This window comes from Streptomyces sp. NPDC111516 (assembly GCF_055635345.1).
On the sequence record NZ_JBVKBV010000002.1, the window covers coordinates 295,759 to 320,205 of the forward strand.

16 protein-coding genes are annotated in these 24,447 nt (G+C 71.0%); 10 read left to right on the top strand and 6 right to left on the bottom strand.

Features of this window, described 5'->3' with window-relative positions; all coding sequences use genetic code 11:
- Window positions 1-72: 72 nt before the first annotated feature.
- The 3 genes from ACZ7L9_RS06980 to ACZ7L9_RS06990 all read right to left on the bottom strand — a co-directional run bounded on the left by ACZ7L9_RS06980 (window position 73) and on the right by ACZ7L9_RS06990 (window position 6,414).
- The gene (locus ACZ7L9_RS06980) at window positions 73-1,650 is read right to left on the bottom strand and encodes an alpha/beta hydrolase (RefSeq protein WP_471413221.1); all 1,578 of its coding nucleotides are present in this window, start codon (window positions 1,648-1,650) and stop codon (window positions 73-75) included.
- 79 nt (window positions 1,651-1,729) lie between these two features.
- Window positions 1,730-3,328, bottom strand: coding sequence for an alpha/beta hydrolase (locus tag ACZ7L9_RS06985; protein ID WP_471413223.1), 1,599 nt, complete (start codon window positions 3,326-3,328; stop codon window positions 1,730-1,732).
- 209 nt (window positions 3,329-3,537) lie between these two features.
- A complete protein-coding gene (locus tag ACZ7L9_RS06990; RefSeq protein ID WP_471413225.1) occupies window positions 3,538-6,414 on the bottom strand; it encodes a lysylphosphatidylglycerol synthase transmembrane domain-containing protein in 2,877 nt (958 codons plus the stop codon).
- Between the two features lie 221 nt (window positions 6,415-6,635).
- Here ACZ7L9_RS06990 and ACZ7L9_RS06995 point away from each other — a divergent pair, with 221 nt between their 5' ends.
- The 5 genes from ACZ7L9_RS06995 (at window position 6,636) to nudC (ending at window position 16,878) form a co-directional block, all read left to right on the top strand.
- Window positions 6,636-7,067 (top strand): MGMT family protein, encoded by a 432-nt coding sequence (locus tag ACZ7L9_RS06995; protein WP_471413227.1) that lies wholly within the window; start codon window positions 6,636-6,638, stop codon window positions 7,065-7,067.
- 354 nt (window positions 7,068-7,421) lie between these two features.
- Complete coding sequence (locus ACZ7L9_RS07000; RefSeq protein WP_471413228.1) at window positions 7,422-10,853, top strand: ATP-dependent helicase; 3,432 nt, start codon at window positions 7,422-7,424, stop codon at window positions 10,851-10,853.
- A gap of 95 nt (window positions 10,854-10,948) precedes the next feature.
- Window positions 10,949-14,482 carry a UvrD-helicase domain-containing protein gene (locus tag ACZ7L9_RS07005; protein ID WP_471413230.1) on the top strand — a complete coding sequence of 1,178 codons (3,534 nt, stop codon included), beginning with the start codon at window positions 10,949-10,951 and terminating at the stop codon, window positions 14,480-14,482.
- A gap of 10 nt (window positions 14,483-14,492) precedes the next feature.
- The gene (locus tag ACZ7L9_RS07010) at window positions 14,493-15,887 is read left to right on the top strand and encodes a dipeptidase (protein ID WP_471413232.1); all 1,395 of its coding nucleotides are present in this window, start codon (window positions 14,493-14,495) and stop codon (window positions 15,885-15,887) included.
- 43 nt (window positions 15,888-15,930) lie between these two features.
- A complete protein-coding gene (gene nudC / locus ACZ7L9_RS07015) occupies window positions 15,931-16,878 on the top strand; it encodes an NAD(+) diphosphatase (RefSeq protein ID WP_471413234.1) in 948 nt (315 codons plus the stop codon).
- Window positions 16,879-16,968: 90 nt separating this feature from the next.
- Here nudC and ACZ7L9_RS07020 read toward each other — a convergent pair whose 3' ends face one another.
- Window positions 16,969-17,223, bottom strand: a complete 255-nt coding sequence (locus ACZ7L9_RS07020; RefSeq protein WP_266748401.1) for a mycoredoxin — start codon at window positions 17,221-17,223, stop codon at window positions 16,969-16,971.
- Between the two features lie 264 nt (window positions 17,224-17,487).
- Between ACZ7L9_RS07020 and ACZ7L9_RS07025 the strand changes: the two genes are divergently transcribed.
- The 5 genes from ACZ7L9_RS07025 (at window position 17,488) to ACZ7L9_RS07045 (ending at window position 21,536) form a co-directional block, all read left to right on the top strand.
- Entirely contained in the window at window positions 17,488-19,743 is a 2,256-nt protein-coding gene (locus tag ACZ7L9_RS07025) for an ATP-dependent DNA helicase UvrD2 (protein WP_471413235.1), read from the top strand.
- Window positions 19,744-19,908: 165 nt separating this feature from the next.
- Window positions 19,909-20,244, top strand: a complete 336-nt coding sequence (locus ACZ7L9_RS07030) for a hypothetical protein (protein ID WP_471413237.1) — start codon at window positions 19,909-19,911, stop codon at window positions 20,242-20,244.
- 172 nt (window positions 20,245-20,416) lie between these two features.
- On the top strand, window positions 20,417-20,785 hold the full coding sequence (locus ACZ7L9_RS07035) for a WhiB family transcriptional regulator (RefSeq protein ID WP_389983063.1): 369 nt from the start codon (window positions 20,417-20,419) through the stop codon (window positions 20,783-20,785).
- A 32-nt stretch (window positions 20,786-20,817) separates the two neighbouring features.
- Window positions 20,818-21,141 carry a hypothetical protein gene (locus ACZ7L9_RS07040; RefSeq protein ID WP_471413486.1) on the top strand — a complete coding sequence of 108 codons (324 nt, stop codon included), beginning with the start codon at window positions 20,818-20,820 and terminating at the stop codon, window positions 21,139-21,141.
- Window positions 21,142-21,320: 179 nt separating this feature from the next.
- Entirely contained in the window at window positions 21,321-21,536 is a 216-nt protein-coding gene (locus tag ACZ7L9_RS07045) for a hypothetical protein (protein WP_471413239.1), read from the top strand.
- Window positions 21,537-21,647: 111 nt separating this feature from the next.
- Here the strand turns inward: ACZ7L9_RS07045 and ACZ7L9_RS07050 are convergent, their stop codons facing one another.
- Both ACZ7L9_RS07050 and ACZ7L9_RS07055 read right to left on the bottom strand, forming a co-directional pair.
- Window positions 21,648-23,078, bottom strand: a complete 1,431-nt coding sequence (locus tag ACZ7L9_RS07050) for an ABC1 kinase family protein (protein ID WP_471413241.1) — start codon at window positions 23,076-23,078, stop codon at window positions 21,648-21,650.
- A gap of 40 nt (window positions 23,079-23,118) precedes the next feature.
- Window positions 23,119-24,264, bottom strand: coding sequence for a ThiF family adenylyltransferase (locus ACZ7L9_RS07055; protein ID WP_471413243.1), 1,146 nt, complete (start codon window positions 24,262-24,264; stop codon window positions 23,119-23,121).
- Window positions 24,265-24,447: the final 183 nt, after the last annotated feature.

Here is a 24,447-nt window from a genome sequence, read left to right on the forward strand (position 1 = left end):
TCCGCGTGCTGCGGACCGGCCCCTTCGGCGTCCCCCGGGGTCCCAGACCCCCGGGGTCCGCCCGGATCCGCGTTACGAGCAGGTCTTGCCGTCCGCCGGGACCTTTCCGTCGAGGAAGTACGCGTCCACCGTCGACGTCACGCACGCGCCCTCGCCGTACGAGCCGTGCCCCTCGCCCTTGTTGGTGAGCATGACGCCGACGCCCTTGCCCAGTTCGTCCGCCATCTTCCGCGCACCCTCGTAGGGCGTCGCCGGGTCGCCGGTCGTACCGATGACCAGGATCGGACCGGCGCCCGGAGCGCTCGCCTCCGGGTTGTCGTGCTCGCCCTTCACCGGCCACTGCGCACACCAGCCGGCCGTGTCCCATGCCAGGAACGGTCCGAACACCGGGGACAGCTGCCGGAACTCGGGCAGCATGGCCCGGGCCTCGGCCGCCGTCGGCCGGAGCTTGCTGTCCGCGCAGGAGATGGCGCGCTGCGAGTGGTTCTGGGTGTCGTAGTGGCCCTTCTCGTCCCGGCCGTTGTACGCGTCGGCCATCTGCAGCAGCATCGTGCCGGTGCCCCTCTTCTCGGCCTCGTCCAGCGCCTGGGTCAGATACGGCCAGCTGCTCTTGGAGTAGAGCGGCATGACGATGCCGGTGATGGCCAGCGACTGGTTGAGCTCACGGCCCGAGGCGGTCGGCAACGGCTTCTTGTCGATCCGCTCCAGCAGCCGGACGATGCGTTCCGTGCCCGCCTTCGGGTCCTGGCCGCGGTCCTTGAGGTAGTTCTCCAGCGCCCGCTGGAATCCGGTCGCCTGGTTGCGGGCGTGCCCGATCGCGTCCGCGGTCGGGTCGACGACGGCATCCAGGACGGTGCGGCCCGCCTTCTTCGGGAAGAGGTGCGCATAGGTGCCGCCCAGCTCCGTGCCGTACGACATGCCGAAATAGGTGAGTTTCTTGTCGCCGAGCACCTCGCGGATCAGGTCCATGTCCCGGGCGGCGTTCGTCGTACCGACGTACGGCAGGAGCTTGCCGGAGCGGCGCTCGCAGCCGGCACCGAAGTCCGCGCCGTCCTTCATGAACGCGGCCTCCTCCGCCGCTGTGTCCGGAGTCATGTCGACCTTCCGGTAGGCGTCCTCCGCCTCCTTGTCGGTGCGGCAGTGCACCCCCGCGCTGGCCGCGACCCCGCGCGGGTCGAAGCTCACCAGGTCGTACCGGGTGTTGAGCTTTTCGTACGAACCGGCGGCGCGCGGCAGTATCGAGACCCCCGAACCGCCGGGGCCGCCGAAGTTGAACAGCATCGAGCCGAGCCGCCGGCCCTTGTCCCGGGCCTCCTTGCGGATCAGCGCGATCCGGATGGTGTCGCCGTCCGGCTTCGCGTAGTCCAGCGGTACCTCGACGGTCGCGCACCGCCAGCCGGCACCGGGAGCGCTGCCGCCCGCGGGGGCCTTGCAACTGTTCCAGTCCGGCCGCTGGGAGGTGAGCGCGGAGGGCTGGGCGGGTGTGCCGGGCTGCCCGCCCGTCGTGGCGGACTTGCCGGGCGAGGACGCGGCACCGCGGTCCGTCCTGTCGGCCGGTTTGTCGTCCGTACCACTGTCACAGCCGGCGAGCAGCCCCGTCAGCAGTAGTGCGGCGCCGGCCAGTGCCCCGGCGCGTGCGTTTCCTACCACGTGTACGTCCTCCCCATGTACCTGTACGTACTACGACGTACAGAAAGTGCGCCCATGCTAGGGCCTCCGTGGGCGGTCTCTACTTGCAGACGGTTCCGGCCGCCGGAACCTTGCCGTCCAGCAGATAGCCGCCCACGGCCTTCTGTACACAGGCGTTGCCACTGTTGTACGCGCCATGCCCCTGCCCCTCGTACGTCATCTGCACACCGACGCCCTTGCCCAGCGCGTCGGCCATCGCCTTCGCGCCCGCGTACGGGGTCGCCGGGTCGCCGGTGTTGCCGATGACGAGGACGGGGGCCGCGCCCGGGGCGCTGACGTCCGGGGTCTTCCAGGCGCCCGCCACCGGCCAGCCGGTGCAGGTCATCAGGCCCCAGCCCAGATAGTCACCGAAGACCTTGGAGGCGGACCGGAACTCCGGGAGTTTCGCCCGGGTCTGGTCGACAGTGAACCGCTCCTTGGAGTCGGCGCAGTTGATGGCGATGTTGGCGGCCATGAGGTTGTTGTAGCGGCCGTCTTCGGAACGGCCGTTCAGTGAGTCCGCGAGGGCGAGGAGCAGCGCGCCGTTCCCGCCGTCGGCCTCGTCCACTCCCTGCTCCAGCAGAGGCCAGGTTTCCTTGGAGTAGAGGGCGGCCGCGATGCCGGTGGTGGCCAGGGTCTGCGTCAGCTGCCGGGTCCCGAGCCCAGGGATCGCCTTCTTCTCCAGCCGGGCGAGAAGGCCGGAGATCCCCTGTTCGACCTCCTTCCCGGTGGAACCGGGAAGCTTGCAGGCGGCGCCGCGGTTCGCGCAGTCCTTGGTGAAGTTGTCCAGCGCGAGCTGGAACCCCCTGGCCTGGCCGAGCGAGGAGTGTTCGGCGTCCAGGGTCGGGTCGACGACCGCGTCCAGCACCGACCTGCCGACGTTCTTCGGGAACAGATGGGCGTAGACGCCGCCCAGCGCGGTGCCGTACGAGATGCCGAAGTAGTACAGCTTCTCGTCGCCGAGCACCTGACGCATCAGGTCCATGTCGCGGGCGGCGTTGGTGGTGCCGAGGTGGGGGAGTTCCTTGCCGGAGCTCTTCTTGCAGGCCAGTGCGAACGTCTTGGTGTTTTTGACGAAGGCGTTCACCTCGGCGCTGGTGTCCGGGGTGCCGTCGGTCTCGTAGCGGGCGTCGAGCTGACGGTCGGTCTCGCACTCCACGCCCGCGCTGCGGCCGACCCCGCGCGGATCGAAGCTGACCAGGTCGTAGCGGGTGCGGAGCTTGTCGTAGTCGGTGCCGAAGGCGGGCAGGGTGGCGACGCCGGAGGCGCCGGGACCGCCGAAGTTGAAGATGAGGGAGCCAATCCGTTTGTCCAGGTTTCTGGCTCTGGCCCGGATGAGCGCCAGCTCGATCGTCTCGCCGCCGGGCTTCGCGTAGTCGAGCGGGGCCTTCATGAAGGAGCACTCCCAGGGCGTGCCACCGGGCAGGGGCGACGGCGCCTTACCGCTGCCCTGCTCGGGCGACGGGGCGGGGCAGGGCTTCCACGTCAGCTTCTGGGAGGCGAGGCCGCCGGAGCTGCTGCTCGCCTCGGCGGCGTTCGCGGCGAGCGGGGAGCTCCGCGGCCCGTCCTTGTCGCTGCTCTCCGAGCAGGCGGTGAGGGGAAGGAGCACGGTGACGGTGGCGGCGAGAGCGGCGGCACGCAGGGCGGGGGAGGTCCTCATGGCCCCATCGTGCGGCGGGAACCGGACCGCTGCACGGGTACCGGTCCAAGTGGGTGGCCGGGGGTCGCCCGGTTCGCCCGACCGGCCTTGCGTTCGGGTGACCGGTCTCACGGGCGGCCGGCCCGAGGACGAGCTCGCAGGACGGCTGAGGACCCGTCAGGACTCGCCCGCGGCCGTACGTGCGTCGGAGTCCGTCTTCGTCCTGTGTGTCAGAGCTCGCCTTTGCGGGTCAGATGGTTGAAGCAGAGCCAGCCGGGAAGCACCGGCAGCCACAGCGTCAGCAGCCGGTAGAGCAGAACGGCCGGTGCCGCGACCTCCTTCGGCAGGCCGACCGCGATCAGCCCGAGTGTCAGCGCGCCCTCGACCGCACCCATTCCGCCCGGTGTGGGCGCCGCCGACCCCAGCGCGTTACCGGCCAGGAAGACCACCGCGATGCTCGCGTAACTGAGATGCGGCACATCCGGGCCGCTGAACGCCCGGACCGACGCGTCCAGACACATCACGAACACGCCGGTCAGCAGCAGCATCCCGCCGATGCCCGTCAGCAGCTTCTGCGGTCGCTGCACGACGTCGAGCATGCGCGGTACGACTCCGGCGAACAGCGACCGCACCCGTGTCACCACGAACTTCCGCAGGAACGGAACCGCCGTCACCACCAGCACCAGCACGGCGACCGTCAGCAGCCCGGCGATCACGGTCCTGGAAGGCGTGAGCGAGGACGGGGTCTTCTCGGTACCGGTCAGATAGCCGAACGCCGCCAGCAGCAGGATGTGGCAGCCGAGACCGAACAGCTGCGAGGCGCCGACACTCGCCACGGCGAGCCCCGGGCGTACGCCGGCACGTTGGAGGAAGCGAGTGTTCAGCGCGACACCGCCGACCGCGGCCGGGGCGACGATCTTCACGAAGGACCCGGCGACCTGCGCCAGCACGGTCTTGCCGAACGGCACCCGCTCCGGTACGAAGCCCAACAGGCTCATCGCCGCCGCGACATAGCTGAGGGCCGAGAAGCCGACCGCGGCCGCAACCCAGCCCCACTCCGCCTGCTCGACGACCGCACCGAAGTCTGCCTGGGTGAACTGCGAGATGAGGAAGTACGCGGCGATCGCGCCGGCGATGCAGCTGACCAGGGTGCGCGCCTTGATCCGCTCCAGCCGGACCGGTTCGACCGGTGCCTGCGGCCGGATCAGCAGCACCTGCTGCCGCATCTGGGAGAGCAGATCCTCCTCGCGCGCCTCTTCCAGCGCGTCCTCCATGGCCCGCTTCTCGGCCTGCTTCTGGATGCGGAGCGACTTGCGGGCGGCCTTGTGGTCGGTACCCGCGGCGGCGGTGGCGGGCTCCTGAGCCGCCGCCCCGTGTTCGAGTGCCCTGGCCCGCTTGGCCGCGTCCGATGCATCGAGCACCGCCTCGCGCTCGCGCTGCGAGCGTTCCCGGGCGAGCCGGCGCAGGGTCGCCCGGGTGGAGCGGCTCAGCGCGATCGGCTGGAGCAACGGCAGACAGTCCGCTACGACATCGGGCCCCAGCACCTCCAGCGCACCGGCCACGGCCCGCTCGGCGCCCACCCGCAGACCCGTGGTGGTCAGCAGCTGGGCGACGTCCATCCGCAGGACCAGATCCCCGGCCGCGATCTCGCCGCCGCGCAGATCGGTGACGAACACCTTGCCGGAACCATCCACCAGGATGGCGTCACCGGTGAGCCTGCGGTGCGCGATCCGCCGCGACTGGAGTGCCTTCACCTGACGCCAGGCGCCGCGCACCAGCTCGTCGGTGATCTCCGAGTCCTCCAGTGCGTCCAGGGAACGGCCGCCGATGTGCTCGTACACGAGCATCACGGCGTCGGGCCCGAGTTCGGAGGTGGCGATCAGCTTGGGTGCGTTGGCTCCGGCGGCGATCGCCGCGTACGCGAGCAGCGCTTCCTGCTCCAGCGCCTGGCGCAGCGACTGGATGGATCGGCGCTGGGTGATGCCGCGCAACGTGAGCCTGCGCCACAACCGGTAGAAGAAGCCCTGGGCCTGCTGCTCGCGGTCGACGACCGTCACGTCGAGCGGTGGCCCGTCCTCCAGGGTGGCCAGATAGCGGCGCCCCCGGTCGTTCTGGTCGCCTGAGTCGGGCGCGTCCTCGGCGCGCATCGCGGTGACCGGGTGGAAGCCGACATGGCGCAGACCGGCCATCAGGTGCTGACCGGTGGGCCGTACGTTGGGCGAGCCGACCGTGTACAACGTGCCGTACGCCACGGTCCAGCCGATCAGCACGGTGAGGACGATCGAGAACGGGGTCGTGTAGCCGCCGACCAGCATGGCGAACGCGTCGAGCAGCAGCACCACCCACAGCACGACCCGCCAGCGCGGCCGTCTCGCCATCCCTACGGCCGTCATATAGGCGATCACGGGGGCGAGATAGCCGTGTACGGGATCGGTGAGCGCGTCACCGGGCTGCGGCTGGGTCAGGGCGTCCTGGATGGTGCCGGGGGCGGACTTGGCCACCCAGAGGTCGGCGGCGAGCGTGACACCGTGCGCCAGTACGGCGGCGAGCACGCCGTCCGCGATCCGTAGCCCGTCGCGTTTGATCAGCCGCTCGATGGCGAAGGCGACCGGTACGAGCAGCACGGCGATGCTGGATACCAGTCCGGCCATCTTGATCAGCATGTCGGGCGCCTGCCCGGTGCCCTTGTTGATGTCCTGTTCGAGGCCGGTGGTCGTGCCGTGGGCGAACGCGGCGATCGAGAGCAGGATGACGATCGCCAGGACGCCGATGAGGAGCCGCATGAGATCGGAGGGGCGGTGCACCCGGGCGGGGAGCAGCGGCTCGTCACCCGAGACGCGCTCGGCCTGTTCCGCGGCGGCGGTGGAGAGCGTCGAGCCGGTCAGGTGCTCAGGGACGTCCTGCCGCCCGGCAGCGGGCGTTGTCTGCTGCGCGCCGGATGCGTCTCGCTCAGCTTGCTCGGTGCCGGGCTTTGCCTGCTCCGCACCTGGCGTACCTTGCTCCGCGCCGGGCTCTCCTTGTTCCGCACCGGGCTTTTCGGCGGGCCCGTCCGACACGTCCGAGTACGGCTCGGCGGCAGGGGCGTCCGCCGCCTTCGGTGGCTGCACGCCCTGCTCCTTCGTCGCCTCTGGCTGTTCTTCGTGTTCTCGTATCACCGGTCACCGCCCGCACGATGGTGGCACGGCCCGGCGACAGAGGAGGGCATCAGGGTGCACTGCGCGGACACGCGAAGCGCAAGATACGCTCCTTTGCTTCCGCACGCACGCCCCATGGACGGGCGCCCGCGGACCGGGCCGGGCTGTCGGTGGTGTACGGCAGGATGGGTCGGATGAGTCAACACCGGACGAGTGGCAACGGGACGAGCGACGACCGGGCGATCGACGAGTTGCCGGAGTACGCGGAGCGGGTCCTCGATGTCGCCGAGCTGATCCCGCCCGGCCGTGTCATGACGTACGGAGATGTCGCCGAGTGGCTCGGTGACGGCGGCCCGCGCCAGGTCGGCCGGGTCATGGCGCTGTACGGGGCCGCGGTGCCGTGGTGGCGTGTGGTGCGCGCCGACGGGGCGCTGCTGCCCGGCCACGAACTGCGGGCGCTGGACCATTACCGCGAGGAGAGCACCCCGCTGCGCGAGGCGTCGCGCAGTGCGGAGGGCCATCTGCCGCGCCTCGACATGAAGCGGGCGCGGTGGGACGGCGTCACCGGTCGCGCGGTCGCGGACGTCGACGCGGACAGGGACAGGGGCGGAGGTGCGCATATCTGACAGCTTCGGCCATTCGGGTGCCCAATGCGCGGCGCCGGGCCCGGGGCGTGATGCGGAACACGACGCGTTGCGCGACGGCACCCCCGAGACGGGTGGTACCAGCGAGACGTGTGGCACCTGCGACGCGTGTGGCACCTGCGATATCCGTGGCACCTGCGACACCCGTGAGCCGGAACGTGACGAGGCACGCAGCGGACTCGCCCCGTACCGCGCTCCCGCTGCCGTAGCGTCGTCAGTCCCCAGCACGCACCGCACTCTCATCACCAGTACACCCAGTACACGCACGCACAACCCACGTACATCCAGTACACCCGACACGTACACCCAGTACACCCACCAGGACCGGCGACCCACGTGAGCTCCTCCTCCACCACCCGGCACAGTCCGCACCGTCAGGCACGGCAGCGGACCGCGGGCGCGTACCGACTGGTGCGCACCCCGCCGGGCTCCGTGGACCCCCCTCTCCTGGACGCGGCGCAACGCGCGGTGGTTGATCACCCCGGTGGCCCGCTCCTGGTGCTCGCCGGACCCGGCACCGGCAAGACGACCACGCTCGTCGAGGCGGTCGCCACACGTGTGAGCTCGGGCGCCGACCCGGCCCGCATCCTGGTCCTCACGTTCAGCCGCAAGGCCGCCGTGGAGCTGCGCGACCGGATGGCCGCCCGGCTCGGTGCCGCCCGCGGTCCGCAGGCCACCACGTTCCACTCCTTCTGTTACGCGCTGGTCCGCGCCCATCAGGACGCCGACCTCTTCGCCGAACCGACGCGGCTGCTCTCCGGGCCGGAGCAGGACGTCACCGTCCGCGAGCTGCTCGCCGGCCAGCTCGAACTGGAACGGGACGGCTTCCCGCACATCCGCTGGCCCGACGAGTTGCGGGCCTGCCTGACCACGCGCGGTTTCGCCGACGAGGTACGGGCGGTGCTCGCCCGCAGCCGCGAGCTGGGCCTGGGCCCGGACGCGCTGGCCGACTTCGCTCGCCGCACCGGCCGGCCGGACTGGGCCGCCGCCGCCGCATTCCTCGCCGAGTACCTGGATGTGCTGGACGCGCAGGGGGTGCTGGACTACGCGGAGCTGGTGCACCGGGCCGTCCTGCTCGCGGAGCGCCCCGAGGTGTCGGAGCTGCTGGCCGGGCGGTACGACGCGGTGTTCGTGGACGAGTACCAGGACACGGACCCGGCGCAGGTACGGCTGCTGCGTGCGCTGGCCGGCAACCGGGGGAGCGCTGCGGGCGCCGGGGGCGGCCGGGATCTGATCGCCTTCGGTGACCCGGACCAGTCGATCTACGCGTTCCGGGGCGCCGATGTGAACGGCATCCTCGACTTCCCGGACATGTTCCGGCGGGCGGACGGCGCCCCGGCCCCGGTCGGCGTCCTCACCACCTCGCGCCGTTCCGGCGGACAGCTGCTGGCCGCCACCCGACTGCTCACCCGCCGGATGCCGTTGACCCGGCTGCCCTCCGCGAAGGTCCGCGCCCACCGGGAGCTCGCCGCGGTCCGCGAGGTCGGCAGCGTGGAGGCGTACACCTATCCGACCGCCTCCGCCGAGCTGGAAAACATCGCCGATCTGCTGCGCCGGGCGCATCTGGAGGACGGCGTCCCGTGGCACGAGATGGCGGTGCTCGTACGGGCCGGAGGCCGCGTGATCCCCTCCGTGCGCCGGGCCCTGACGTCGGCGGGCGTCCCCCTGGAGGTCGACGGCGACGACCTTCCCCTGCGGCATGAACCGGCGGTGGCCCCGCTCCTTACAGCCCTTCGCGCGGTCGCCACGGCGGCCCTGTGCCGGAGTGCACCGGGCACGGAGGCTCCCGTTCCCGACCAGGAACCGGACCAGGAACCCGACCGCGATCTCGACGAGGAACCCGACCGGGAACCCGGCAGGCCCACCGAGGAACCGCCCGCCCCCGAAGCGTTCTCCTGGCTGGACACCGAGACCGCCCTGACCCTCCTCACCTCCCCTCTCGGCTCCATGGACGCGGCCGACCTGCGCCGGCTCGGTCGGGCCCTGCGTGACGAGGAGCGGGCCGCCGGGAATCGCGTACCGGCGCCCTCCGGCGACCTGCTGGCGCGTGCGCTTGCCGAGCCCGAACGGCTCGTCGCGCACGATCCGGCGTACGCCCGCGGTGCCCAGCGCCTCGGCGCGCTCCTGCGCAAGGCGCGCGAGCTCCTCGAAGGCGGCGGCACCGCGGAGGAGGCTCTGTGGGAGCTGTGGGCCGGCACCCCGTGGCCGGGGCGGCTGGAGCGTGCCGCACTGCGCGGGGGCGCGGGCGGCCGCAACGCCGACCGCGACCTCGACGCCGTCTGCGCGCTCTTCGACACCGCGGCCCGCGCCGAGGAACGTACCGGCGGACGCGGCGCGCTCAACTTCCTGGAGGAGGTCGACGCCCAGGACATCGCCGCCGACACCCTGTCCAGGCGCGCGGTGCGCCCCGAGGCCGTACGGCTGATGACCGCGCACCGTTCCAAGGGCCTGGAATGGCGCCTCGTCGTCGTCGCAGGCGTGCAGGAGGGGCTCTGGCCGGACCTGCGCCGCCGCGGTTCGCTGCTCGAAGCGGACCGGATCGGCCGCGACGGCCTGGCCGAACCGCTCACCCCGGGTGCCCTCCTCGCCGAGGAACGCCGCCTCTTCTACGTCGCGGCGACCCGGGCCCGCGAACGTCTCGTCGTCACCGCGGTCAAGGCACCCGCCGACGACGGCGATCAGCCGTCCCGCTTCCTCACGGAGCTCGGCGTCGAACCGCGCGACGTCACCGGCCGGCCGCGCCGCCCGCTCGCCGTCGCCGCGCTCGTCGCCGAACTCCGCGCCACCACCGTCGACCCCGACGCCTCCGACGCCCTGCGCGAGGAAGCCGCCCACCGCCTCGCCCGCCTCGCCGCGCTCACCGACGACGAGGGCCAGCCGCTCGTGCCCGCGGCCCACCCCTACCGCTGGTGGGGCCTGTACGAGCCGACCCGCTCCACTGTCCCGCTCCGCGACCGGGACCAGCCCGTGGCCCTGTCCGGCAGCGCGCTCGACCAGCTCGCCAACACCTGCGCGCTCCAGTGGTTCCTCGGCCGCGAAGTGAAGGCGGACGCCCCGGCGACGGCCGCCCAGGGCTTCGGCAACGTCGTCCACGTCCTGGCCGACGAGGTGGCATCCGGACGCACCCCCGCCGATCTGGCCGTCCTGATGGAGCGGCTCGACTCGGTCTGGGACGGCCTCGTCTTCGACGCCCCCTGGAAGTCCCAGCAGGAGAAGGAACAGGCCAGGATCGCCCTCGAACGTTTCCTGCGCTGGCACGTCATGGACCGCTCCGGGCGCACCCCGGCCGCCAGTGAGCACGACTTCGACGTGACGCTGGAGGCGGGGGAGTACGAGGTACGCATCCGGGGCTCCATGGACCGCGTCGAACAGGACGCCGATGGCCGCGCGTACGTCGTCGACTTCAAGACCGGCAAACAGTCCCCGACCAAGGACGAGGTCACCCGCCATCCCCAGCTCGCCGTGTACCAGTTGGCCGTACGGGAAGGGGCGGTCGACGAGATCTTCGACGGGCGACGCCCCGTGCCCGGCGGCGCCGAACTCGTACAGCTGCGCCAGCCCGCCCCCAAGAAGGAGGGCGGCGACACCCTTCCCAAGGTGCAGGCCCAGGAGCCTCTCTCCGGTGAGTGGGTCCCCGACCTGCTGGCCACGGCCGCCGGACGGGTCCTGGACGAACGGTTCACGCCCACGACCGGCCAGCACTGCACGCACTGCGCCTTCCGTGCCTCGTGCAGCGCACAGCCGGAGGGTCGGCACATCCTGGAGTGAGACATTCGCTGCGGCTCGTCTTCGGCGGTGACGTCGCCGGTGGCCGTGCCGTCCGCCCCGTCGGGTTGTCAGTGCGTCCGGTTAGCCTCGGTCGGGTGTCCTCACGTATCACCGATCCCGAGCAGCTGAAGGAGCTCCTCGGGATCCCGTTCACCCCGGAGCAGACGGCCTGCATCACAGCGCCGCCCGCCCCGCAGGTGATCGTGGCCGGAGCCGGGTCGGGGAAGACCACGGTGATGGCGGCGCGCGTGGTGTGGCTGGTGGGGACGGGGCAGGTGGCCCCCGAGCAGGTCCTCGGACTCACCTTCACCAACAAGGCGGCGGGCGAGCTCGCCGAGCGCGTCCGCAAGGCCCTGGTCGCGGCCGGGGTCGCCGATCCGGACGCCATCGACCCGGACAACCCGCCGGGCGAGCCCGGCATCTCCACGTACCACGCCTTCGCCGGCCGGCTCCTCACCGAGCACGGACTGCGCATCGGCCTCGAACCCACCACCCGCCTCCTCGCCGACGCCACCCGCTACCAGCTCGCCGCCCGGGTACTGCGCGAGGCGCCCGGCCCCTACCCTGCCCTGACCAGGTCATTCCCCACCCTGGTCAGCGATCTGCTGGCCCTCGACGCCGAGCTGGCCGAACATCTCGTACGCCCCGAACAGCTCGCGGAGTACGACAGTGACCTGCTCCGTACGCTCGAATCGGCCCGGCTCACCAACGCCGAGCTGCGCAAGATCCCCGAGACGGCCCAGGCCCGCCGAGAGCTGCTGCAACTGACCCGCCGCTACCGCGAGGCCAAGAAGAGCCGCGACCTCCTCGACTTCGGCGACCAGATCGCGCTCTCCGCCGAGCTGGCCCTCACCCGCCCGGAGGTCGGCGCGATCCTGCGCGACGAGTTCCGCGTCGTGCTGCTCGACGAGTACCAGGACACCTCGGTCGCCCAACGCCTGCTGCTCTCCGCACTCTTCGGCCGCGGGCCGGAAGACACCGGTCCGGAAGGCGGTGGCTCCGAAGGCGCGGCGGCCACCGGGCACGCCGTCACCGCCGTCGGCGACCCCTGTCAGGCGATCTACGGCTGGCGTGGCGCCTCCGTGGCCAACCTCGACGACTTCCCGCGCCACTTCCCGCACGCCGACGGCACCCCAGCCACCCGCTACTCCCTCAGCGAGAACCGCCGCAGCGGCGGCCGGCTCCTTCACCTCGCCAATGGCCTCGCGGCACCCCTGCGCGCCATGCACGAGGGCGTCGAGGCCCTGCGCCACGGCCCTGGTGCCGAGCGCGACGGCATCGTCCGCTGTGCCCTGCTGCGTACCCACACCGAAGAGATCGACTGGCTGGCCGACTCGATCGCCCACCTCGTCACGACCGGCATGGCGCCTGGCGAGATCGCCGTCCTGTGCCGCACCGCGGGCGACTTCCCGGAGATCCAGGCGGCGCTGGTGGCCCGTGACATCCCGGTCGAGGTCGTCGGCCTGTCCGGGCTGCTGCACCTGCCCGAGGTCGCCGACCTCGTCGCGGTCTGCGAGGTCCTCCAGGACCCCGGTGCCAACGCCTCCCTGGTCCGGCTGCTCACCGGCCCCCGCTGGCGGATCGGCCCCCGTGACCTGGCGCTCCTCGGCCGCCGCGCCCGCCTTCTCGTACACCGTGCGGCTCACGGCGACGCGGACGACGCCGACCCGGACCGCCGCCTCGCCGAGGCCGTCGAGGGCATCGACCCGGCCGAGGTGATCTCGCTCGCCGACGCGCTGGACACCTTCCTCGAATCGGGCGGCGGCGTGGACGACGGGCTTCCGTTCTCCGCCGAGGCCCGCATCCGCTTCGCCCGCCTGGCCGCCGAACTGCGCGACCTGCGCCGTTCACTGGCCGACCCCCTGATGGACGTGCTGCACCGCGTCCTCGCCACCACCGGCCTTGAGGTCGAGCTCTCCGCGTCGCCGCACGCCCTGGCCGCACGCCGCCGCGAGACCCTCGCCAACTTCCTCGATGTCGCGGCCCGCTTCGCCGCCGTCGAGGGCGAGGCCACCCTCCTCGCCTTCCTGGGCTTCCTGCGGACGGCCGTCCAGTACGAGAAGGGCCTGGACAACGCCCTGCCCGGCGGCGAGAACACCGTCAAGGTCCTCACCGCGCACAAGTCCAAGGGCCTGGAGTGGGATGTCGTCGCGGTGCCCGGCCTGGTCACCGGCCAGTTCCCCAGCAGCCAGTCCCGCGACGCCTGGACGTCCCAGTCCAAGGTCCTCCCGCACGCCCTGCGCGGGGACACGGCCACCCTCCCCGTCATCCACTCCTGGGACGCCAAGGGGCTCAAGGGCTTCAAGGAGGAGATGAAGGAGCACCAGCACACCGAGGAACTCCGCCTTGGATACGTCACCTTCACCCGGCCCCGCACCCTGCTGCTCGGCTCCGGCCACTGGTGGGGCCCGAGCCAGAAGAAGCCGCGCGGCCCGTCCGACTTCCTGCACGCGCTGTACGAGCACTGCGCGGCCGGACACGGCGAGATCGAGGCCTGGGCGGACGAACCGGCCGAGGACGAGGAGAACCCGGCGCTCGCCGAGAAGGAGGCCGACCGGGCGTGGCCGCTTCCGCTGGACGGCATCGCGCTGACCCGGCGGCGGTCCGCCGCAGACACGGTGATGGAGCATTTGGAGGCCCTGGCCGCGTCAGGGGGTGTGTCGGATGCGTACGAAGCGCCCTCCGGCGCCCCGGATCCGTATGACGGCCCGTACGACGACGAGCTGTTCTCCGACGACGCTCCGTTCCCCGACAACGAGGCGTTCCCCGACGACGCCGACGACTGGGACGCACTGTCGACGGAGCCCCCACGGAGTCCTGTCCCGGTCCCCGACCCTGCTCATCTCCCCATTCCCGCCCCCGCTCAGCCCCCCGCCCCCGCACCACACGTCCCGGCCGCCCGCGCCCCCGAGTCCCCCGGGGACGGCCTCACCCCCGAGGAGTCCCGCACGCTCGCCTCCTGGGACCGTGATCTCGACGCCCTCACCGGCGAACTGCGCCGCGCCCGCGCCACCGTGCGCGACGTTCTCGTACCCGCCTCGCTCTCCGCCACCCAGTTGCTGCGTCTCGCCGACGATCCCGACGGCTTCGCCCAGGAGCTGGCCCGCCCGATGCCGCGGCCCCCGCAGCCCGCGGCCCGAAGAGGCACCCGTTTCCACGCCTGGGTGGAGTCCCGTTTCGAGGAGCTGCCGCTGCCCATGCTCGGGCCGGACGAACTGCCGGGCGGGGACGAGAGCGATGCCGAGATCGCCGACGAGCGCGACCTCGCCGCACTCAAGGAGGCCTTCGAGCGCACCCCCTACGCCCGCCGCACCCCGTACCGCGTGGAGACGCCGTTCCAGATCACGCTGGCCGGCCGGGTGATCCGGGGCCGTATCGACGCGGTGTACCGCACCGGGGACACGTACGAGATCGTCGACTGGAAGACCACCCGCACCAACACTGCCGACCCCCTCCAGCTCGCCGTGTACCGCCTGGCCTGGGCCGAGCTGCACGACCTGCCGCTCAGCGCCGTCACCGCCACGTTCCTGTACGTACGCAGCGGAGAGACCGTCCACCCCACCCGCCTCCCGGGCCGGGCGGAGCTGGAGCGGCTCCTGCTGGACGAGCCACCTCCCACGGGGCACTAGGCTCAAGGCCATGAGCGAGACCCCGGACAGCGCCGTCCGTACGTACACCGAACAGCACCGCGCAGCCTTCCTCGACGACCTCGCCGACTGGCTGCGCATCCCGTCCGTATCCGCCCAGCCGGTCCACGACGGGGACGTACGACGCAGCGCCGAGTGGCTGTCCGCCAAGCTCAAGGAGACCGGATTCCCGGTCACCGAGATCTGGGAGACGCCCGGCGCTCCCGCGGTCTTCGCCGAGTGGCCGTCCGACGACCCGGACGCCCCGACCGTCCTCGTCTACGGGCACCACGACGTGCAGCCCGCCGCCCGCGAGGACGGCTGGGACACCGACCCGTTCGAGCCGGTGATCCGCGACGGCCGCATGTACGGGCGGGGCGCCGCAGACGACAAGGGGCAGGTGTTCTTCCACACCCTCGGCGTCCGGGCCCACCTCGCCGCCACCGGCCGCACCGCCCCCGCCGTCAACCTCAAGCTGCTGATCGAGGGTGAGGAGGAGTCAGGTTCCCCGAACTTCCGCGCCCTGGTCGAGGAGCGGGCCGCCCGGCTCACCGCCGACGCCGTGATCGTCTCCGACACCGGCATGTGGGACGAGACGACCCCCACGGTCTGCACGGGCATGCGCGGTCTCGCCGAGTGCGAGATCGAGTTGCACGGCCCCGAACAGGACATCCACTCCGGATCGTTCGGAGGTGCGGTCCCCAACCCGGCGACGGCCGTGGCCCGACTCGTCGCCGCACTGCACGACGCGGACGGCCGGGTCTCGATCCCCGGTTTCTACGACGGCGTGACCGAACTCACCGACACCGAGCGCGCGCTCTTCGCCGAACTGCCCTTCGACGAGGCGACCTGGCTGCGTACCGCCAAGTCCCGAGCGGCGTCGGGCGAGGCCGGCTACTCCACGCTGGAACGCATCTGGGCCCGCCCGACCGCGGAGGTCAACGGCATCGGCGGCGGCTACCAGGGCGCCGGCAGCAAGACGATCATCCCGTCCTCCGCCCTGGTGAAGATCAGCTTCCGGCTGGTCGCGGGCCAGGACCCCGACCAAGTCCAGCAGGCCGTCCGGGCCTGGGCCGAGGCGCAGGTTCCGGCCGGTGTCCGGCACCGGATCACCTTCGCGCCCGCCACCCGCCCCTGCCTGACGCCGCTGGACCACCCCGCCCTGCAGGCCGTGGCCCGCGCCATGGGACGGGCCTTCGGCCAGAAGATCCTCTTCACCCGCGAAGGAGGCTCGGGGCCCGCCGCCGACCTGCAGGACGTGCTCGGCGCACCGGTCCTCTTCCTGGGCATCTCCGTTCCGTCCGACGGCTGGCACGCGCCCAATGAGAAGGTCGAACTCGGCCTTCTGTTCAAGGGCGTGGAGACAGCGGCCCACCTCTGGGGCGAACTGGCCGCCGCACTCCGCTGAATCCTCTGAACACCCGATCCATCCGGGGGAGTAGGAAGCACCTGTGAGCACCTTCGACAACGCGACCACAGACCGGCCCATCGGTCTCACGGCGCCCAGCGGCATCGACCGGGCGGCGCACCACCGCCTCGACGAGGCCTGGCTGTCCGCCGCGTGGAGCCACCCGACCACCCGTGTGTTCGTCGTCTCCGGCGGACAGGTGCTGATCGACGACACGGCCGACGGCGGTACGGAGATCGTCATGACCCCGGCCTTCGAGGCCCCGGTCACCGAGACCCACCGCTACTTCCTCGGTACGGACGAGGACGGCATCAGCTACTTCGCGCTCCAGAAGGACTCCCTGCCCGGCCGCATGGACCAGCCGGCCCGTCCGGCCGGCCTGCGCGAGGCCGGGCTGCTGCTCGGCCCCCGCGACGCCGGCCTGATGGTGCACGCGGTGGCCCTGGAGAACTGGCAGCGCCTGCACCGCTTCTGCTCGCGCTGCGGCGAACGCACTGTCATCGCGGCGGCCGGCCACATCCGCCGCTGCCCGGCCTGCGGCGCCGAGCACTACCCGCGTACCGACCCGGCAGTCATCATGCTGGTGACGGACGACCAGGACCGCGCGCTGCTGGGCCGCCAGGTGCACTGGCCCGAGGGCCGCTTCTCGACGCTCGCCGGTTTCGTCGAACCGGGGGAGTCGATCGAGCAGTCCGTGGCCCGCGAGGTCTTCGAGGAGGCGGGCATCACGGTCGGCGAGGTCGAGTACATCGCCAGCCAGCCCTGGCCGTTCCCGTCCAGCCTGATGCTCGGCTTCATGGCACGCGCGACCTCGTCGGAGATCGACGTGGACGGTGAGGAGATCGAGGAGGCCCGCTGGTTCTCCCGCGAGGACCTGACGGCGGCCTTCGAGTCGGGCGAGGTCATGCCGCCGTTCGGCATCTCGATCGCTTCCCGCCTGATCGAGCTCTGGTACGGCAAGCCGCTCCCGAAGCCGGGCACGGTCGGCTGACCCCTCACGGCATACGGCCCACGCCGTACGCGAACGCCCTCTCCGGTCGAGTACCGGAGAGGGCGTTCGCGTACCGCGGGAGCTGCCGGATCAGACGGCGAGCGCCTGCTTCACCTGGGCCAGGGACGGGTTCGTCATGACGGCCTCGACACCCGTGGAGCCGACCACCAGGACGGTGGGAACGGTCTGGTTGCCCCCGTTGGCCTTCTCGACGAAGGCTGCGGACTCCGGGTCCTGCTCGATGTTGATCTCGTTGTACGCGATGCCCTCGCGGTCCATCTGGCCCTTGAGCCGACGGCAGTAGCCGCACCAGGTGGTGCTGTACATCGTCACAGTGCCCGGCATGTCTTCGCGCTCCTCTGTCTCGTCAGTCTGTCTCATCCGTCTCATCCGTCATGCGGAGAAGCTGGAAAGTGCGTCACCGCACGGAATGGGAACGTACGTGAGGCAAGCACCATTCCCGCGACCACCCCCGTATCGGGCGGCAGGCCGCCACCCCCGCATCGGACCGCCACCCCCGCATCAGAGGCCGCCCCACCTATGTGCGCGGCCTCTTACGACCTCCCCCACGATAGGGAACGGGCTCCCGGGAGGTCGTTAGTACGACAGATGCGGCCCCCCTGTGGACAACCTCCGCACCGACCTCCTCCGACCTGGCAGCATGGCGGGGTGACAGCAGCAACGCATTCCTCCCTATTCCCGCAGGTCCCCGAGTCGGCCGACGCCGTGCTCGACGGCCTGGACCCCGAGCAGCGCGAGGTCGCCACGGCCCTGCACGGCCCGGTGTGTGTGCTGGCCGGAGCCGGTACGGGCAAGACGCGCGCGATCACGCATCGCATCGCCTACGGGGTGCGCGCCGGAATACTCCAGCCGACGAGCGTGCTCGCCGTCACCTTCACCAACCGGGCCGCCGGCGAGATGCGGGGACGGCTGCGCCAGCTCGGCGCGGGCGGGGTGCAGGCGCGGACGTTCCACTCCGCCGCCCTGCGCCAGCTCCAGTACTTCTGGCCGAAAGCGGTCGGCGGTGACCTGCCGAGGCTGGTCGAGCGCAAGGTCCAGCTGGTCGCCGAGGCCGCGGCCCGCTGCCGCATCCGCCTCGACCGCAACGAGTTGCGCGATGTCACCAGCGAGATCGAGTGGTCCAAGGTCACCCAGACCGTGCCCGCCGACTACCCGGCCGTGGTCGCCAAGACCCAGCGCGACGCCCCGCGCGACCCGGCCGAGATCTCCCAGATCTATGCGATGTACGAGCAGCTGAAGCGCGACCGCTCGTTGATCGACTTCGAGGATGTGCTGCTTCTCACCGTCGCCATCCTTCAGGACCGCCATGACATCGCCGACCATGTCCGCCGCCAGTACCAGCACTTCGTCGTCGACGAGTACCAGGACGTCAGCCCGCTCCAGCAGCGGCTGCTCGATCTCTGGCTCGGAGACCGGGACACCCTGTGCGTCGTCGGCGACGCCGGCCAGACGATCTACTCCTTCACCGGAGCCACCCCCGACCACCTGCTGAACTTCCGCACCCGCCACCCCAACGCGACGGTGGTCAAGCTGGTCCGGGACTACCGCTCCACTCCCCAGGTCGTCCATCTGGCCAACGGGCTGCTCGGCCAGGCCCGCGGCCGCGCCGCCGAGCACCGGCTCGAACTGGTCTCGCAGCGCGAGCCCGGCCCCGAGCCCGTCCATACGGAGTACGCGGACGAGCCCGCGGAGGCCGAGGGCACCGCCCGCCGCATCCGCGATCTGATCAGCGCGGGCGTCCCGGCCGGCGAGATCGCCGTGCTCTACCGGGTCAACTCCCAGTCCGAGGTCTACGAACAGGCCCTGGCCGACGCGGGCGTGCCCTACCAGCTGCGCGGCGCCGAGCGCTTCTTCGAACGGGCAGAGGTACGGGAGGCGGGCGTCGCCCTGCGCGGCGCGGCCCGCGCGGGGGGCAACGACTCCCTGCTCGACGACGCGGAGGGGCTGTCGGCGGAGGTGCGTGCGGTGCTCTCCACCAAGGGGTGGACCACGGAACCGCCCGCGGGCTCCGGTGCGGTGCGCGACCGCTGGGAATCCCTGGCCGCCCTGGTCCGGCTCGCCGAGGACTTCGAACAAGCCAAGCCGGGCGCGACGCTCTCCGACCTGGTGGCGGAGCTCGACGAGCGGGCCGCCGCCCAGCACGCCCCCACCGTCCAGGGGGTCACTCTTGCCTCGCTGCACTCGGCGAAGGGCCTTGAGTGGGACGCCGTGTTCCTGGTCGGTCTCACCGAGGGCATGATGCCGATCACCTACGCCAAGACCGACGAGCAGATCGAGGAGGAGCGCCGGCTGCTGTACGTCGGTGTCACCCGGGCGCGCCTCCACCTCTCGCTGTCGTGGTCGCTGTCCCGCTCGCCCGGTGGCCGCGCCGGACGCCGTCCGAGCCGGTTCCTGAACGGACTGCGTCCCGGCTCGGTGGCCCTCGGCGTGCGTAGCGCGACTGGTGGCGGCGGCGGGATCGAGCGGGGCCTCGGGCCGGTCGCCAGACGCGGCATGCGCGGCCCTGCCCGGTGCCGGGTCTGCGGCAAGACTCTCACCGATGCGGGCGAGATGAAGCTGATGCGCTGTGACGACTGTCCCTCAGACATGGACGAGGCGCTGTACGAGCGGCTGCGCGACTGGCGGGCGGTCCGGGCGAAGGAGATCGGTCAGCCCGCGTTCTGCGTCTTCACGGACAAGACGCTGATGGCGATCGCCGAGGCGGTGCCGGGCAGCGCGGGCGAGTTGGCCGGGATCTCCGGGGTCGGCGCGCGGAAGCTGGACCGGTTCGGGACCGCGGTACTTGCCATTTGTGCAGGTGAGACGGTGGGGGAAGGGGGCGGGGGCGCTGTTGACGAGGTGTGAGAAAAACTCGTCGAAAAAATAGTTTGCGCCCGCCCCAGTCATCACCATAGGTTCTTAACCACGGGAACAGCGACTTCTCTGAAGCCCTCGCCCTGTGCTGTACTTATCCGAATACTAAGGACCGGTTCGCCGGTCCCCCCGAGACGCCGAGAGGAGGCGATTGAAGTGATCAGCATCATCAAGACCAACAAAGTGACCGATCTCTCGGTCGTCTCCGCCTGCTCGCTCGGCCTCGCCTGCTCTTCCGAGTCCTCGCTCCGTGGCACCGGTATGTCCGGCATTTCCGCCGTCAGCCCGCTGTCCCTGGCGAGCCTCCCCGTGCAGGAGCGCAATGAGCGACCGACCCAGGCACCGGCAGCAGCAGTAGCGAAGGGACAGGCCCAGGCCTATGCCTTTGCGGCCGTCGGTGCGGGAGCGGAATCCGGCGCCAAGAAGCAGATGACGCACCATCACACGATGTGGGCCTTCCGTGGGCCTGAACCCTGGAGTGATCCAGCCTGATTCACCATCAGGCCGGCGCCTTCAGGGCCGCGGAACCCCACTCGGGATCCGCGGCCCTTTTGTTTTGTCCAAACGGACGAGACACCCGAAGGAGCCTCGGGACAAGCAGCACCCGGTACCAGCCGCCCCCCGGCCAACAGGCCGGAACGACCAGACGAGGACACCACCCACCGTGCAACTCGAAGCGCACGCCCCGTCCGTACCGCCTTCCGACACGATCCCGCCGCCCGGCCTCACGGAGGACTCCGCCTTGATCCCCCTCACCGCGCTCACCGCGCTCGACGACGCCATCGAGAACCTCGGCGTGCCCGTCCCCTGCCGCTCCTATGACCCGGAGGTCTTCTTCGCCGAGTCGCCGGCCGATGTCGAGTACGCCAAGTCCCTCTGCCGCACCTGCCCGCTCGTGGAGGCCTGCCTCGCCGGCGCCAAGGAGCGGCGCGAGCCGTGGGGTGTCTGGGGCGGTGAGCTCTTCATCCAGGGCGTCGTCGTGGCTCGCAAGCGGCCGCGTGGTCGTCCGCGCAAGAACCCGGTCGCGGCGTGACCGCCGTGCTGGGGGTCACGGCCCCCAAACCCATGAAGCGCCCCGGAACCATCGACCGTCCCCACACCCACGATCCCCGAAATCAGGCTCCAATGACCGTCCCCACGAATGAGCCCGTCGGCTCCGCAACACCGAACGTCACGATCATCGGCGCGAACGACTCGCGTCAGAACAGGACCCGCGAGATGCAACTCATCCCAGAAGCCCTGGCTCGTGCGCATATGCACGACCGCCTGAGGGAAGCCGACATGCAACGCCAGGCCGTCCGCCTGGTCAGCGCGCGCCGGATGCAGCGCCGGGCCGAGCGCGCCTCGATGCGCGCTCGCCGTGCGCTGGCCATGGCGGTCATGCACTAGTCAGGCCGGACACCAGCAGCACCCGCTGCCGGGCAGCCGCTCTGCCCGGGAGTAATCAGTACGCATGGCGAGTACCCCTTCCGCGGGGCCGGTCCGAACGGACCGGCCCCGCGGTCGTGCTGTGCGGTCGTGTCGTGTGGTGCCGCGCGGCACGGCAGCGACGGAGTTATCGTCACAAGGTGAACGAGGAGACTCATCACCGGATTCAGCAACCCCCGCAGAGGGACGCCGCAGTGGTCGCGTGTGCCCTGTGCGGCACCTCCGCCGACAGTGAGACCGCACCGCCGACCTGGATCTGTTCCGTGGAGAACGGCAGACACCAGTACTTCTGCGAAGAGTGCGCCCGCACCCATATCAGGGCGATCGAGAGCCGTCTCGACTCCGCCTGGTGGTGAGGCCCCGGGTGTGACGTCCGGGTGTGACGGCCCGCGACGTAACGGCCCGGGACGTAACCCGGGGTATGAGGGTTTGGGCGTGACGGGTACCGAGGCCTGAAGGCCGGCTGCCTATGCGCCGGTGGCCGCGTCGCCCGCCAACTCCTGTACCACGGGTTCCTGCTCATGCGCCGAAAGGAACCCCGGTACCCAGGATTCGAGTTCGTCGCGAAGCCGCACCGTCGCACCCAACTGGCACAGCACCCCGATCGTGCTCAGCGTTACCCGGTGTATCAGCAGATAGGCGGGCGGCAGATTCAACTGCTTGCCCAGCTGATGAGCAGGCGAGCGGGGATCCGCGATCCGCGCCGCCTGATTGCGCATCCAACTCCGAGTGAAGGTGAACTTCTCCACCTGCGCCGGTTCGATGATCGGGAGGAGATAGTCGAGCACCGCATCAGGGTCGAGGTCGATCGATTCCTTGACGAACCCCTCCTCGCGCAGCAGCTCGTACACTGCCTCCGCGTCACCTGCCAGCGCCATCCGCAAGGAATCACCGATGGTCTGCGGCAGACCACCCGGCAGCCGGTCCACCGTGCCGAAGTCCAGCACCCCGAGCCGCCACTGCCCGGCCTCGCCGGCCTCGTCGGTCACGCCCGTCTCACCGATTTCGCCGGTCTCGTCGTCCGGGGACAGCAGCCGGAAGTTGCCCGGATGCGGGTCCGCGTGCAGCAACCCGGTGCGCACCGGCCCCGAGAAAAGGAAACGCGCCAGCAACTGACCGGCCCGGTCACGCTGTTCCGGCGTGCCCTCCGCAATCACATCGGCCAGCGGAACACCATCCATCCACTCCGTCACCAGCACCTGGTCGGACTGGTGCACGACACCGGGGATCACGACATCCGGATCTGCCGCGAACTCCTCCGCATGGACCCGCTGCGACCGTGCCTCCTGTTCGTAGTCCAGCTCCTCCGAGACCCGGTCACGCAGCTCCGTGATGAGCGGCTTGATGTCCATTCCCGGGATCAACGGGCCGAGCAGCCGGGCGAACCTGCTGAGCTGGGTCAGATCCGAGAGCAGCGCCTCTCCGGCGCCCGGGTACTGCACCTTCACCGCGACGTCCCGCCCGTCGTGCCACACCGCCCGGTGGACCTGACCGATCGAGGCAGCGGCCGACGGCTTGTCATCGAATTCGATGAACAGCTCCCGCCAGTCCTCGCCGAGCCGCTCCTCCAGCACCGCGTGCACCGTGCCGCTGGGCAGGGGAGGCGCCGCTTCCTGCAGTTTGGTGAGCGCCGCCCGGTACGGTCCGGCGACCTCCTCGGGCAGTGCCGACTCGAAGACGGACAGGGCCTGACCCAGTTTCATCGCCCCGCCCTTCAACTCCCCCAGGACCTTGAAAAGCTGATCCGCGGTGCGCTGCTGGACCTCCCGGGCGACCAATTCCGCGGACTTCCCGCCGATCCGCTTGCCCAGGCCCCACGTGGCGCGGCCTGCGAAACCCAGTGGCAGGGCAGCCAACTTGGCGGTACGGGTGACCGCTTTCCGGGGTAGATCAGACATGAGCCCCTCCAAATCCCAGACTGCGTACCGCGTGCGACGGTTACCCGGCCATTGTGTCGTGTACCGCGTCGGCCACGGAGGCGCGCTCACCCTCAGTGTGCCCAGCCGCTCCGCAGTAGCAGCCGAGATGCGCCCAGAGCCGCTCGGACCGCCAGTCCAACAGCGGCAGCGCGGTCTCCCAGCGGGTCCCCGTACTGGCCGGCAGCTCCCCGTCCAGAAAGGACAGCGCGTGGGCGGCCGCCAGACCGGCCACCGCCGTCGCCAGCGCCAGGTCGCAGGCCTGGACGACGGTGCGCCGCCCGGACTGCCACTGCGAGAGCATTCTGGACCAGTCCTTGTCCCGCTCCGCACGCTTCAGCGCCAGACACCCCGCGCACGCCGTGCCCCCGGGCAAAACCAGGGGCCCGACCACTCCAGTCGCCTCCATCACTCCGGCATAGAGGTGGGGAGTCCCCGAAGCGATCCACGGTTCCGCCGGGCGCGGGTCGGGGGCGTACACCGCGAGACCGTCACGAGGGGCGACCACGATCAGCGAGAGCCCCGGCTCGCCACCCGCAGAGGCCTCCGCCGTCTCCGCCGTCCGAGGAGCCGAACCGGCAGCGGATCTGCGCACCAACTGCCGGGCCGCGGTGGCCCTGCGCTCCCCTACGGCTGCCGGTGGAAGCCCACCGGGTGAGACGTCCCACGGCTCGGTGCACCCGCCGTCCAGGACCTCCACCCGGCCCACCCCGGATCCGGACAGCACCGCCGCGATCGTGGCCCCGACCCGCCCGGCGCCCCGTACCTGTACCCGCATCGCCCGGCGGGCCGCCAACCGCCGCATCCCGCCACCCGGCTCTGGATGGACGACTGAGAGCGACGCCAGATCAGGGCGGTGCCGCTCCATGGCATCGGGCCGGTTCCGTAACACATCGGCCTCCGGGCCGGCGGCCCGCACATCGTCGATCAGGCCGGCGTCCATCAACCGGGCGAGCAGTGTGTCCACTTGATGGTCCGACAGATCCAGCGCCCGGGCCTCTTCACGGAGCAGCGGCAGGCCGCGCGTACCGTCGAGCAGTTCCAGAAAACAGCCCATGGCGATATCCATCGGGCCGAGCTTCACCGCATGAGCGGCAGTCACCCCGAATTGCACGGTGCCCTGTCCGCACCACGCGCGGCGCAGTGCGGGCTTCAACATCGGATACACGTCTTCCCCCGGTCTGTGTTCCTTGATCTCTGTGCGTGGGCTGTGGCCCGGATCTCCGCGAGATCCGTTGTCAGAATGCAGGTCGGCGGCGAAGCGTGCAGAAAGTTATCCACAGGCATGGGGTATTAGTCGTTCAAATAGTGCATGGCGTGGAGTGGATCGCGCGCGAACCGTCCCGGAGGC

Excerpts from the sequence above, each read along its gene's own strand:
- ACZ7L9_RS06995 (WP_471413227.1), top strand. The coding sequence starts at position 6,636 with ATGAGTCAACACCGGACGAGTGGCAACGGGACGAGCGACGACCGGGCG.
- ACZ7L9_RS07040 (WP_471413486.1), top strand. The coding sequence starts at position 20,818 with ATGAAGCGCCCCGGAACCATCGACCGTCCCCACACCCACGATCCCCGA.
- ACZ7L9_RS07025 (WP_471413235.1), top strand. The coding sequence starts at position 17,488 with ATGCGGCCCCCCTGTGGACAACCTCCGCACCGACCTCCTCCGACCTGG.
- ACZ7L9_RS06985 (WP_471413223.1), bottom strand. The coding sequence starts at position 3,328 with ATGAGGACCTCCCCCGCCCTGCGTGCCGCCGCTCTCGCCGCCACCGTC.
- ACZ7L9_RS07010 (WP_471413232.1), top strand. The coding sequence starts at position 14,493 with ATGAGCGAGACCCCGGACAGCGCCGTCCGTACGTACACCGAACAGCAC.
- ACZ7L9_RS07050 (WP_471413241.1), bottom strand. The coding sequence starts at position 23,078 with ATGTCTGATCTACCCCGGAAAGCGGTCACCCGTACCGCCAAGTTGGCT.
- ACZ7L9_RS07020 (WP_266748401.1), bottom strand. The coding sequence starts at position 17,223 with ATGCCGGGCACTGTGACGATGTACAGCACCACCTGGTGCGGCTACTGC.